Below are 12,336 nucleotides of genomic sequence, written 5' to 3'. Positions count from 1 at the left end.
GCATGGCTGGCTGTTCGGCGACCCCTGGATAGTACGCCCCGACGCATTCAGCTTTCGGACTTCCTGGCGCTTTTGCCGACGGAATTCCCCGGAGCGATAGAGAAAAGCTGGCGGCAACGTGGTCTTAGCGCAACTCGCTCATTAGCCGTTGTTGCATCGCCAAGCCGATCATTTTCGGCCCATTTCGCATTCCTGCTGGTGTCCAGGCGATGTAACTGTTTCGATCGCCTAGACACGTTACTCGGGTTGTAACGAGCCAAATGCTTAAGCAACAAGCCCATTTGCCCGGTTGCACAAAGCCCGCCCTCAAGCTCAGCGTTACCGTTTACCCGCAACAATGCGATCCAAGATCAGCGCACAGAACAAGATTGCAAGGCCAGCAAGAATACCCTGTCCCGCCGCCGCGTATTGCAAGGCTTCCAATACGTCTTCGCCCAAGCCCTTTGCCCCGATCAGGGAAGCAACGACAACCATGGCAAGTGACATCAGAATGGTTTGGTTAACACCAGCCATGATCGTTTTGTGGGCCAGCGGCAAATCCACACGCCAAAGCAGGTAGCGAGGCGTTGCGCCAAACGCCAGCGCTGCTTCTCGAACAGTTTCTGGGACCTGCTGAAGACCCAGCACTGTAAAGCGGATAACCGGTGGGCTACCGAAGATCATGGTTGCAACAACGCCCGCGGGCTTGCCCGATCCGATGAAGGCCACAACTGGGATCAGATAAACGAAGGATGGCATCGACTGCATGAAATCCAGAATGGGACGAACGATGGCAAAGGCACGTGGGCGACGAGCGCAATAAATGCCCAATGGAATTCCCAGGGTAATCGAGATCAGCGCCGCCGCGCCCAGCAGGGCAATCGTGGTCATCGCTTTTTCCCAAAAATCCAACAGACCCAGATAGGCAAGCGCAGCACCGGTAAAGATGGCGACCCGGGGACCGGCTGACAGGTACGCCAGCATGATGATCACCAGCGCGACCACCGGCCAGGGGGTATCAACCAGTACAACCTCGATCCAATCCAGAAGGGTGCGCATTCCATAGGTCAGTCCATCGAAAAAGCCGCGCCCGGCGGTTTTGGTCCATTCGAACACCGCCTGCACCCCGTCACCCACGTTCAAACGCCAGTCGCGATTGGTCGGGAAGGTCTTGAGCACAGCCAACGCGTCCGGCTGGGCAAATTTGATCATCGACAAAATCACAACCACAGCGGTCAGTGCCGTGGCAACAATCAAACGTGTACCAGACCAACCATGCGCCACGCTGGGATCAGAACGCCATCGTGCAAATTGCCCCTCCAATGTCCAGTTGGCTAACGACGCGGCAAGGAACTTGACGGCCAACAGAAGGACGACCCCGATAATCAAGTAAGTTATACCGGTCGAATCCGCCGTGCGTGCCGCCTCCTGCGCATTCGCAAGAGCCCCTTCAAGAGATTCCGATGCCCGTTTCAGGGAGTCCAGCGAGGCCGAGCCGGATTGTTCTGCCGCAGCAATTTGCTGGCGGCGCAGTTCCAGCGTCTGCTCGATCTGTTGCGCGCGCTCGCGGAAGTCCCGTCCGAGATCGCCAAAAAGTCCAAGCCCGATCTGGATAAATGCCAGCGTTTCCAGCACCAAGAACCCCAGAAACCACGACCAAAGGCCGCGTGCCCCGAACCAGATAGGACCCAGAATCGCTGCCGCTTTGTTCAGTGTGAAACGATAACCGGGGGCCTGCATCATATAGGCAAATGTCTTTTGGTAATAGGACTGCCCCTGCCCTACAAAATCGCCGATCAGAGCGTTCAGACGGTCGGCGGTTTCCGGTTGGATCTGTTGCACATCAACATGTTTCATATCGGTCCCCCTATGCCTGACTGTCCTGAATCGCGCGGATCAGACCCGCACGGTTGATTACGCCCACGGTCTTGCCATCCTGCGTTACAGCCACAACACCGTGGCCGTCGACACATAGGTTCATCAGATCGGAAAGGTCCATGTCTGGATGCGCTTCTTTGGCGTCGTTGGGAATTTCGCCGTGATGCGCCTCGAACTCGTCCACAGGTTTCATCACCGCATGGGCGAAGATCATGTTGAGCTTGGAAATCCCCGCCACAAAGTCCGCTACATAGTCGTCTGCTGGGTTTAAGATAATCTCTTCTGGCGTGCCGATCTGAACGATGCGCCCGTCCTTCATAATCGCGATGCGGTGTCCGATGCGGATCGCTTCGTCAAGGTCATGAGTGATGAACATCGTGGTCTTGTTGAGCTTATGGCTGAGCTCCATGAACTGATCCTACAACTGCTTTCGGATCAGCGGATCAAGGGCCGAAAACGGTTCTTCCATCAACAGGATTTCCGGGTCTGCAGCGATGGCGCGGGCCAGACCCACGCGTTGCTGCATCCCGCCCGAAAGCTCGTGCGCGTACTTATCTTCCCAGCCGTTCAACTCGACCAGTTCGAGCACCCGGTCCGCCTCTTCCCAGCGACGGGCCTTGCCGGTGCCCCGGATTTCCAGCGGCATCGCCACATTGTCGCGGACAGTGCGGTGAGGCATTAGGCCAAAGTTCTGAAACACCATCGCAACGCGCCGGTTGCGCAGATCTCGCAGGCCCTCGTCATTCAAGCCCATCACGTCTTCACCATCCAGATAGATATGGCCGTCTGTGGGTTCCAGAAGGCGGTTCACATGGCGCACAAGGGTCGATTTGCCCGAGCCCGACAGGCCCATGACGCAGAACAGCTCACCCCGCTCGATCTCGAAGCTGGCATCGGCCACGCCGACAACGCAGTTGAAGCGCTCCAGTACCTCGGCCTTGCTCAGCCCTTCGCTGTGGATGGCGTTTAACGCCTCCTGCGAGCGTGCACCAAACACTTTCCACACGCCTTTTGCGTCGATTGCAATATCCGCTGTCATATTGGCCTCACCGCTGTAGATTGTGTTGAATGGCGCCCCTGCAAAACAGGGGCGCACAGGCTTCAGTTGGTGGCCAGTCCCAACCAGCTGTCGACAGTATCGCCGTTTGCCGCGATCCATTCTGCCACGACCTCATCTGTGTCGCGACCCTTGACCACGACCTCATAGGTCAGAGCGCTCAGTTGCCCTGCATCCATGTCGATATTGGCAAGGAAAGATGCCGCTGCTGGGTTGCGCTCTTCCAGTGATTTTGAATGCGCCACGGTCACGGTTTTGACCGGCTCGCCCGTGCTGACATGGGATTTGTTATACCAGTCGGCATCTTGATCGGGCTGCACCATTTTATAGGTGGCCGCGTCATGTTCTGGCTCTTCCAAGATGGTCACATCGTAGAGCGCATGGACGTAGTGCGGCGCATAACAATAAAAGGCTGCACCTTTCTTCTGGTCAATCTGATCCTTCAGTCGCGAATAGAACACAGTTTCGTCTTCGGTGGTCGGCGTTAGGAAAGTCTCAAGCCCGTAATCCCGAACCCGCACTTTAAAGGTGTTGGTCGAGGCCCATCCCGAAGCACCAACCCAAACCTCGCCCAGGCCGTCGCCATCCGAGTCGAACAGTTCTTGCGCTGCGGGTGTGGCCAAATCGTAGATTGAGCGGATGTTGTGATCCTCAACCATGTAATTCGGCACGCAAATCCCGGCACGACCCTCATAGCTGCCCGAAGACAGTGCGACAGTGCCCTTTTGATCCACGTATTCGTCCGTGAATGAGGATTGGTTCGGCAGCCAGACATCCGGGTGAACGTCGATATCGCCACGTCCGCCATCCATGGCCGCAAAGATCACCGCGTTGGCACCGGGGGCATAACCAGCCTCTCCTCCCAGACGAGTTTCGATCACCTGCCCGATCACCCGGCTCATGATTTTGGCGCCAGGCCAACTGGGCTCACCCACCATGACCTTTTCCTGCGCCATCGCAGTTGTTGCACCCAGCGCCAGCGCCAAGGTTGCGGTAAATGTCAGTTTCTTCAAGTCTATTCTCCCTTTGCTGTGAGTTACTTACACCGTCAGGCGCGCGCCCGCTTTCGTTGCGGGTCTAAGAAAGGTGTGTCCGAGACAGTGGCGCGCAGTCGTTTCATCCGCCCGTCAAGCTGGCCAACATCCAATTGAGTGCCGTTGTCCGCGTGTTCAACGGAAAGCCGTGCCATCGCGATCGCGTGTTCCAACATCGGCGAACGTGTCGCTGAGGTGACCACGCCCACTTGTCGCTCGCCCGCATAGATGGGTGCACCGTGGGCGGGCACATCATCACAGCCGATCAACAGCCCCTTGAGCACTCGGCGTGGTTCGCGGGCATTGCGTTCCAGTGCGGCCTTGCCGGTGAATTCGGTTTTGGTCAGATCGACGGCAAAGCCCAAGCCTGCCTCGAACGCATCTACACCCGGTGCAAATTCTGCGTTGGCAGCAGCCAGCCCCGCCTCGATCCGAATGATATCCAACGCCGCAGAACCCATCGGGGTGATCCCGAATTCTTCGCCGGCGGCCATCACCGCATCCCAAATCGCGACCGCATCGGATTTGGTACAAAAAATCTCGTACCCCAATTCGCCGGTATAACCTGATCGCGACAGCATGAAAGGCGCGCCCTCACGGTCATTCAGACGCGCAATGGTGACACCAAACCATTTCAGATGATCCAGACTTGGCACATGCGGCTGTGTGAAGGCGATCTTGCGCAGCAGGTCGCGGGATTTCGGGCCTTGAATGGCGAGGTTCGGCATCGCACCACGCAGCGCATGAACCCGTACTTGCAATCCGCGTGAATCTGCCAGTTCCTGCAAAGCGCGCCCGCTTTCCTCCGATCCACAGCACCAGCGGAAAATTTCAGGCGCGAGGCGGAACAAGGTGCCATCTTCGATGACCGAACCGCTCTCGTCACACATCAGCGTGTAAGAGCCGCGCCAGACCGGCAGTTTCGCCACGTTGCGTGTCGTGGCCAATTGCATCAAAGCCTCGGCATCTGGGCCGACAATGTCGAATTTGCGCAAACCGCTCATGTCCTGCACAGTCACGGCCTCACGACAGGCCCAGTATTCACCCAAGCTGCCATAAGCGGGGTAACTGACGGGTGCCCACAGATCACGCGCCGGGGCGAAATGCTGTGTCAGCGGGGATAGCCGCTCGTGAAAGGCGGATTCCTGACTGATCGACATGGGGGCGTCTTCCTTTTCGCGATAAGCAACCGCTCGGCGGATCGGTGTTTCAGGGCGGTATATACGCACGTGCACGTCCGTTGGGTTCCAGCCATTGATCGGATCGATATCATCAGGGCAGGCCGTCGAAACACAGACCAAGTCCTCAAGCGCCCGCAATGCAACATAGTCACCTGAGCGCGAGTAAGATTCTTCGGTCAGAATGTGATGTGTGACCGGATCAATCCACGTGTTCCAAAAGAAATTGATCGCAGGCCAAGCCGCCCGTCGCGCCACCCCATATGGCGCCAGCGCATTTGTCATGTTGTCCGAGCAATTGAGATGGCCGGGGAAGCCTCGCTCTTCATAGCCGCGTGCGGTGCAAGCCAACCCGAAGGTATCGTGCCGCCCACACGTGTCTTGAAGCACATTAAGCAACGGACGCATTTCACGGTCAAAAAACTTGTCCAGCAATCCCGGCCCCGGATAAGACCGCCGCACCATCGATCGGGTCGCGGTCGAGTCGATCATCCACTCGTGTCCACATTCCAACCCATCAGCTCGCAGCGCCATAAAATCAGAGCATTGCTGACCTTCGACATCAATGATCTGAACAAACTCCCCGGCCTGAAGCTCATAAGCAATCGCGCTGCCGCTCGGCACAGTGAATTCATCCCGTGTGTCCCCCAACAAAGGCGGCAACTGCGGCGTTTGGACTTTCGCAACTTTATGTAGAACCGTAATGCTTCCGGTCGCCCTGCCCTGGATCAGTTCGTCGATGTCGAAGACGTGAATCACCCAAAGCGTAATCGCGTGATCCGCTCGTCTCCGCCTCGAGCAGCGATCCAGCCTGCAAGTTGAGCGCTGTCAAATGTACCCCAGTTGACCGCCCCGTTCTCTGTCAGGTTTAGCGCCGCCAACATCGGTTGCCCATCATCAGCGAGGGCCACCACGTCCAAAGGCTGTGACGGCCCAAGCCCTTCTATCGAAAGCAAATCTCCTGGCTTCACAATCAGGCGGACAGCCTCGCGCGGGGCAAGTGTATATGTGCAAGCACCAGAGGCTTTTGGAAAACCCGGAAACAGGCGACCCGGGCCGTCGAGCCCTGCGTTGTTGAACGTATGTAATACAGTTGATCCCTGCATTTCGCCGAAGGAGTCCCGAAATGTAACTAGTTACAGAGGTTGATGAAACTAGTTACATATGTCAACTCTTTCTTAAGGAACCTGAAAAATGGACCGAAAAAACAGAAATGCAAAAAGCCTCGGAGCCTAAGAAACGCGCAAACCTCAGAGATGTGGCAAAGGCTGCGGGCGTGTCTGTTGCCACTGTGTCTCGCGTCTTGAATGAACCAGGCTTGGTTAAAAAGGACACATTAGAGAAAGTTCAGGCTGCCATTGCCACGCTGAAATTCGTTCCCAGCGCCGCGGCCCGAGCAATCAATTCCGGCCGAACCCGATTTGTCGGCGCTCTGATCCCCACGTTGGACAATGCGATCTTTGCCCGGTTTCTTGCGGCGCTTGAACGAAAACTGTCGGAGCACCAATTATCGTTGGTCGTGGCAACAACAGATTCGAATCCCGACACCGAGGCAGAGAAAGCAAAAAGTCTGATCGATATCGGAGCGGAAGGCTTAATTGTCACCGGAGCTACGCATTGCGCAGCTATGCACGACTTGCTCGAGCGTACTATGATTCCGACCATCATCACGTCTTTCTATGAGTCAGATAACGCCCTGCCAACGATCGGATACGACAACGCGGCCGCAGCGCAACTTGCATTGCATCACCTGGCCGAACTTGGGCACAAAGACATCGCTGTAGTTCACGGGCCAGTTCGCGACAACGACCGAACAAGAGCGCGCCTTGATGGCCTTAAGACCTATGTGTTTGACGGCAAGCTAACAACGTTTGAAACTCAGATCAGCCATCAGGGCGGGGCGAACGTTGCCGATCACATTTGCAGCTTACCTCGTCTGCCGGACGCCATCTTATGCCTTTCCGATGTTGTGGCATTAGGGGTATTGCTCGGCCTGCAAGCCAGCAAGATTTCAGTTCCAGAGCAGGTTTCGATGATTGGCATCGACGACCTACCAACCTCGGCTGTCACGGTACCACCTTTGACCAGCGTGCACCTGCCCGTGTCCCAGATGGGTGAACGTGCTGCAGATGGATTGGCGCAATGGATCACAACGCAACAAGCGCCTCATTCCGAAAAACTGCATGCCCGCCTCATCGTCAGGAACTCCACCCGGTCCCTGCTCTGACTAGCTTCAATGCCACTGTGCCATTCGGTCAGATCTAGCAGCCCTAAAAGCGGCGTCTTTTTGTTCAAGTTCTGTTCAATTCGCGAATTAAACGCCTGCGCGCCGATAGTCTAAAGGCAGCACCTTGCGACGCAGTTGTTTGGATAGCTCAACCCGGTGTGGAGACGGTCTGAGAACCAGGGGTTACGGTTTATAGAGAAGTCACTTCTTCTCTAGCCGCGGCGCATTTCAGCGCCAGTTTTCACGCAGGGTCAATACAGCACAAACGCTCTGTGAGTGCGTTGAGGGTATCAGCGTGCACGGCTCAACGTTTGATAGTTCTTGTTTCGCGAACAACGTTAACCGAACATGAACAATGTATTCTCAGTGTGTTCAACCAAGATTAGGCATAGTGACCATGTTGGATCGAACGAAGTGTGTTTCGTTTGGTTGAAATAAGGGGAACAGCATGAATAAGCCTGCCTTTATGACTGAAGACTGTGGCGCAAAAGCTGCGATGCAGACTTCTGGCAAATACGCTGAAGAACGTCTGCAAACCAAGATGAAACCGAGCAATGGTCGCTTCCCTCCTATTGAAAATGCACTAACAGAAATCATAAAAAACAAGCGGCTATCCGAGGCTCATAGCGCCGTCTGAAGGCAAGTCAGCTGGCGCCCCCGAACAATTCTCGATATTCGTCCTAAAGATCAGAATTGTAATCGAAATCCCGCCCCATTTTGGGGCGGGATTATTTTTTGAAAGCCGCAATGATCGAAACGGCAGATCAATTTAATTTGGGCCAGCCGCGTTCACGTCGGTGATACGGCTGGCCCAGCTTCAATACGTCCGCGAGTGATCGATAGCGCGTGAAGCCTAATATTAAAGTCCCAGAAGCGATTTTACTTTTTCTTCGACCTCGTCAGTGACAGGCTTGTTGGCTGCAGCTTCAAGCGCTTCTCGCTCAGCCAAATCTTGCTCTTCAACACGCTCCGCCAGTTCTCCCAGGTCTTCGACGGCCTCGTTGTAGTCGATAGCAGCCTGTTTTTCGTCATTCAGATCTTTAGCCGCATCAACTGAGGTATCCAGGTCCGCTTGCGCCTCTTCCAGGTCTGCTTCTATGTCTGGGTCCATGCCACCGGCATCTTCCAACGCCTGCTCAAGCTCTTGAACCCTATCGCGATTGTCCTGAACTTCACCCAAAGCGGCCTCCAAATCATTCTCGATTTCCGACAACGTTCGCTCTGGCGGATCCAAATCTTCAAGTTCCTCCAGTTGTTCGGCCAAATCCTCACGCAAGGCCTCTCCGGCAAGTACAGTGTCCCGATAGGCGGCAATTCTGCCGACTCGGGAATTCGGAGCGGCATTTTCCAGCGCAGTCGGGCTTGCATGGGCCGCATTCAGTGCACCCAGCTCAGAGGGATGAGCTTCAAGCTCTTCTTCGACATGGTAACGTTTGGGGCGGGTGACCGGGCGTATGGACTCTTCCACACTCGTGGACCGATGAGCCGTCTTGGTGTTGTGCGTGCCGCTTGTTGTTACACGTTTTGGCGAAGACGCCGATTTGCGTTTGGTCCCTTTTCCAGTGAACAGGCCCTTCAGGGAAAACCCGCCACCCTTATTTTGTCCGGAGTGGGCAGATTGCGATTTTGATTTGCCACTACCAGATTTCCCGGCTCTGGTGCTGCCACGGTTTGAATCGGCTTTGTTCCCACGGCTGCTGTTTCCGGCCGCGCTGCGATCACCGCTATCTCCTTTCGCGCCGTTACCATTGCCGCCGCCGTTGCCACCACCATTCCCGTTGCCTTTTCCGCCACCGTTACCACCGCCATTTCCTTTGCCTTCCTTGGCATAGGCAAAATCAGGAGCTGCAACTGTGGCAACAACGGCCGTGGAGCCCAATAGGGCAATCGCAACTGTGGAAGCCTTAAGCAATCCACGACTGGTGGTTTTCATGACAATCTCCTCAAGTCATGTGCGAACAGCTTACCAAGGCTGGCCGCCGCATTCTATTAGCTCGAACCGCAATCGAATCACTGATCGTTCTTGCCATTTGACTTGAATGCACTTGAACGCAGGGCTAACTGCTTGTTCATCATCGGTTCACGTCCACCCATGTAATCTGGTTCGAAACTGTTTGAGAGTCCGATGCAGACCAGAGCTATAATGTTGGTAGCGGCGTTACTAACCGCTTTATCCGCCGGGAAAGCGGCGGCTGACGCACGCGAACTCAAACAGACCGAGTTGCGCAAGGCGACGTTGTCAGGAAACGCGATCCGACTGAAGCGTGTCATCAAGGGTGTGGAAAGTGCATTCGGCGGAACGCCAGTTGACGCGCGAGCGTTCAAATCAGGCGACATATACTACCGCATTCTGGTGAAGAAACCGGGCGGAAAGATCGTAAGTGTAATCGTTAATGCCAGGACCGGCACGGTGGTCTCGAACCGCTCGAGTGTTGGCCAACAGATCTCCGAGGCCGCGCGCTCCAGTTCGACCAGAACAAAAAGCAGCCAGAGCGCTTCGACCACCCGTGGAAACAGCGAAAACCGTGGTAACGGTGGCGGCAATGGCGGCGGCAACGGTGGCGGCGGCAATGGCGGCGGCAATGGCGGCGGCAACGGTGGCGGCAATGGCGGCGGCAACGGTGGCGGCAATGGCGGCGGCAGAAAATAGTGTGATTTCGATATCAGATTGGCTGTAGTCTCTGGTTATGCGAATCCTTCTTGCTGAAGATGAACCTCAGCTTTGCGAGCAAATCAAAAAGCTATTAGTGGCGGAAAGCCACGTTGTGGATGTAGCCCATAATGGCTCCGACGCCCTGCATCTGGGAGCGACTGAACCCTACGACATGATCATACTGGATATTGGCCTGCCAGAGCGTGACGGTATCTCGGTACTCCGCGAATGGCGCAGCGCAGGCGTTACGACTCCTGTATTGATCCTGACTGCCCGAGATGGCTGGAGCGAACGCGTCGACGGCTTGGACGCAGGCGCGGATGATTACATGACCAAGCCCTTTCACATGCCGGAATTGGCCGCACGGGTTCGAGCAATCCTGCGGCGGCAAAGTGGCCAGTTGAACCCGGTGATCGAAATGGGCGATGTGTCTCTGGATACGCGGAACGGCAGGGTCAGTATCGGGGGCATACCTGTCGATTTGACCGCGCAGGAAATCGCGGTTCTGACCTATCTGGCGCATAACATCGGTCGTATGGTGTCACGCACCGAATTGTCCGAACACATCTACGAATATGACGGGGACAGGGATTCCAACACAATCGCAGTGTTCGTCACCCGCCTACGCAAGAAACTGAGGCCAGATCTGATCACAACTGTCCGAGGGCGTGGCTACATGATTGATACGGCCTGATGCTATCGCTTCGTCAACGTGCGTTGCTAGGTGGCCTTGCATCCGGCGCGTTGTCCGTGGGTGTTGGTACCCTGGTTGTTTTCTCATACATCAACACGCGCGTTCTGGATCAGTTTGACGGTGCGTTGCGAGACCGGCATACCCAGCTTGTCGTTGGTCTCAGCGCCACTACGGATGACCCCGAATCTTTGCGCGAATTGATATTCGACCCGGCTTATAGCACCCCGTATTCTGGCAGATATTGGCAAGTGACAGACGGCGACGGAGCCGCTTTCACCTCAGCCTCGCTTTTCGACGAAACGATTGCAGAGCCTTCACAGACCAGCGACGAGGCAACAGTTTGGAATACCACGGGCCCGGACAATGAGGGCGTTCGCAGCGTCTATCAGAAGATCACATTCGAAGACGGAACAGAATGGGGCGTAACCGTCGCCGAAAGCAGGCAGGTACTCATCAATGAACGCAAAGATGCGCAAAGCAACTTGCTTCCGGTTTTTGGGTTGGTCGGCTTGATCGGAGTGGCCAGTTCCCTTTTGCTGATGTCGGCCATCGTCGGCCCCCTCAGAAAGCTGCGCGCGGATGTGGCCCATCGCTGGGACGAGGGCGACGACCTGACCCCCGAAGATTATCCGGAAGAGGTTTCGCCGCTGGTAGAAGACCTGAATCAATTGCTGCACAGAAACCGAGAGATTGTCTCCAGTTCCCGACGGCAGGCGGCGGATCTTGCGCATGCGCTCAAGACACCCACGGCCATTCTGCGCAACGAGCTGACGGACTTATCTCAAAGCGGTGCACAAACCGAACCCGCAGAAGAGGCACTCAGCAGAATTGACGCTCAGCTTAGCCGGTCGCTTGCACGCATGCGCGCAGCAAATACCGGAGAGTTGACGCATTCCCGAACAGATCTTTCAAACTCGGTCGAACGCTTGTGCAGGTTGTTTTCATCCATGGCAGAGCGGGAGGGAAAAACGCTCATTTCGGAGTGCGAGGCTGGACTTCGTGTACGAATGGATCCCCAGGACATTGAAGAAGTGATCGGAAATCTTCTCGACAATGCCCTCAAGTGGTGTCGCACAACCTTTCAAATCTCTGCACAGCGGACCGAAAATGGCATCGAAATTCGCGTCGAGGACGATGGACCCGGAATTCCAGAAGACGCCCGACCAGAGGCCATTCGCTCCGGTAGCCGGCTGGATACTTCTGTGGGCGGAACCGGTTTGGGCCTGGCGATTTCCGTCGATTTGCTGAACGCTTATGATGGACATCTGGAATTGGGGGCTTCTGAAAGCCTTGGTGGTTTGTCCTGCAGAGTTCTGATCCGCGCTTAAAATGCCGTATGCCCAGGCCATGGGAGTACTGAACATTCACCATTCTCCGCGGCATGCGCCGGGTTTGTGAGTGTTGGAAACTGGTTTTGCTAATGGCTCTGCCACGAAGGAGAGCAGAACACGCATTATCAGATGACACTCTGGGAGTTGGAAATATTGGTTTTACAACCAGAACCTACCGGAAACCAACCATTGCCGAATACACAACACGACTTCGTTCAATAATATCAAACGAACCCTCAAATCGTTTGGAATCCAGTCAATTTTCACACCAAAGCGATTGACCCATGCGTTTCGGATAACGTCCG

At 55.6% G+C, this 12,336-nt stretch carries 10 protein-coding genes and 1 pseudogene; 5 read left to right on the top strand and 6 right to left on the bottom strand.

The window, feature by feature from the left end; translation table 11 throughout:
* Positions 1-318: 318 nt before the first annotated feature.
* The 5 genes and pseudogenes from GOV89_RS09390 to GOV89_RS22810 all read right to left on the bottom strand — a co-directional run bounded on the left by GOV89_RS09390 (position 319) and on the right by GOV89_RS22810 (position 6,232).
* Positions 319-1,836, bottom strand: coding sequence for a proline/glycine betaine ABC transporter permease (locus GOV89_RS09390; protein ID WP_171176548.1), 1,518 nt, complete (start codon positions 1,834-1,836; stop codon positions 319-321).
* Positions 1,837-1,846: 10 nt separating this feature from the next.
* A pseudogene (locus GOV89_RS09385) lies at positions 1,847-2,896 on the bottom strand (glycine betaine/L-proline ABC transporter ATP-binding protein).
* A 62-nt stretch (positions 2,897-2,958) separates the two neighbouring features.
* Positions 2,959-3,927 carry a glycine betaine ABC transporter substrate-binding protein gene (locus tag GOV89_RS09380; RefSeq protein WP_171238014.1) on the bottom strand — a complete coding sequence of 323 codons (969 nt, stop codon included), beginning with the start codon at positions 3,925-3,927 and terminating at the stop codon, positions 2,959-2,961.
* A 35-nt stretch (positions 3,928-3,962) separates the two neighbouring features.
* Positions 3,963-5,885, bottom strand: a complete 1,923-nt coding sequence (locus GOV89_RS09375) for a DUF1989 domain-containing protein (protein ID WP_371810627.1) — start codon at positions 5,883-5,885, stop codon at positions 3,963-3,965.
* On the bottom strand, positions 5,882-6,232 hold the full coding sequence (locus GOV89_RS22810) for a hypothetical protein (protein ID WP_254451510.1): 351 nt from the start codon (positions 6,230-6,232) through the stop codon (positions 5,882-5,884). The genes GOV89_RS09375 and GOV89_RS22810 overlap by 4 nt, the downstream gene beginning before the upstream one ends.
* Before the next feature lie 107 nt (positions 6,233-6,339).
* Here GOV89_RS22810 and GOV89_RS09370 point away from each other — a divergent pair, with 107 nt between their 5' ends.
* Both GOV89_RS09370 and GOV89_RS09365 read left to right on the top strand, forming a co-directional pair.
* Positions 6,340-7,353: a LacI family DNA-binding transcriptional regulator gene (locus GOV89_RS09370; protein ID WP_171176539.1), complete on the top strand. Its 1,014-nt coding sequence runs from the start codon at positions 6,340-6,342 to the stop codon at positions 7,351-7,353.
* A gap of 448 nt (positions 7,354-7,801) precedes the next feature.
* Entirely contained in the window at positions 7,802-7,990 is a 189-nt protein-coding gene (locus GOV89_RS09365) for a hypothetical protein (protein ID WP_171238013.1), read from the top strand.
* A 222-nt stretch (positions 7,991-8,212) separates the two neighbouring features.
* Here GOV89_RS09365 and GOV89_RS09360 read toward each other — a convergent pair whose 3' ends face one another.
* On the bottom strand, positions 8,213-9,286 hold the full coding sequence (locus tag GOV89_RS09360) for a hypothetical protein (protein ID WP_171176281.1): 1,074 nt from the start codon (positions 9,284-9,286) through the stop codon (positions 8,213-8,215).
* Between the two features lie 192 nt (positions 9,287-9,478).
* Between GOV89_RS09360 and GOV89_RS09355 the strand changes: the two genes are divergently transcribed.
* Genes GOV89_RS09355 through GOV89_RS09345 form a run of 3 tightly spaced genes read left to right on the top strand, consistent with a single transcriptional unit; the run spans position 9,479 to position 12,028 of the window.
* Positions 9,479-10,003 (top strand): PepSY domain-containing protein, encoded by a 525-nt coding sequence (locus GOV89_RS09355; protein ID WP_171237957.1) that lies wholly within the window; start codon positions 9,479-9,481, stop codon positions 10,001-10,003.
* A gap of 37 nt (positions 10,004-10,040) precedes the next feature.
* Positions 10,041-10,700 carry a response regulator transcription factor gene (locus tag GOV89_RS09350; RefSeq protein ID WP_171176532.1) on the top strand — a complete coding sequence of 220 codons (660 nt, stop codon included), beginning with the start codon at positions 10,041-10,043 and terminating at the stop codon, positions 10,698-10,700.
* A complete protein-coding gene (locus tag GOV89_RS09345) occupies positions 10,700-12,028 on the top strand; it encodes a HAMP domain-containing sensor histidine kinase (protein ID WP_171176530.1) in 1,329 nt (442 codons plus the stop codon). The genes GOV89_RS09350 and GOV89_RS09345 overlap by 1 nt, the downstream gene beginning before the upstream one ends.
* Positions 12,029-12,336 lie beyond the last annotated feature (308 nt).

The organism is Ruegeria sp. HKCCA5763, assembly GCF_013034545.1.
GTDB lineage: Bacteria > Pseudomonadota > Alphaproteobacteria > Rhodobacterales > Rhodobacteraceae > Ruegeria.
This window is presented reverse-complemented; position numbering and strand designations above follow the sequence as displayed.

Excerpts from the sequence above, each read along its gene's own strand:
- GOV89_RS09390 (WP_171176548.1), bottom strand. The coding sequence starts at position 1,836 with ATGAAACATGTTGATGTGCAACAGATCCAACCGGAAACCGCCGACCGT.
- GOV89_RS22810 (WP_254451510.1), bottom strand. The coding sequence starts at position 6,232 with ATGCAGGGATCAACTGTATTACATACGTTCAACAACGCAGGGCTCGAC.
- GOV89_RS09370 (WP_171176539.1), top strand. The coding sequence starts at position 6,340 with ATGCAAAAAGCCTCGGAGCCTAAGAAACGCGCAAACCTCAGAGATGTG.
- GOV89_RS09365 (WP_171238013.1), top strand. The coding sequence starts at position 7,802 with ATGAATAAGCCTGCCTTTATGACTGAAGACTGTGGCGCAAAAGCTGCG.
- GOV89_RS09360 (WP_171176281.1), bottom strand. The coding sequence starts at position 9,286 with ATGAAAACCACCAGTCGTGGATTGCTTAAGGCTTCCACAGTTGCGATT.
- GOV89_RS09355 (WP_171237957.1), top strand. The coding sequence starts at position 9,479 with ATGCAGACCAGAGCTATAATGTTGGTAGCGGCGTTACTAACCGCTTTA.
- GOV89_RS09350 (WP_171176532.1), top strand. The coding sequence starts at position 10,041 with ATGCGAATCCTTCTTGCTGAAGATGAACCTCAGCTTTGCGAGCAAATC.
- GOV89_RS09345 (WP_171176530.1), top strand. The coding sequence starts at position 10,700 with ATGCTATCGCTTCGTCAACGTGCGTTGCTAGGTGGCCTTGCATCCGGC.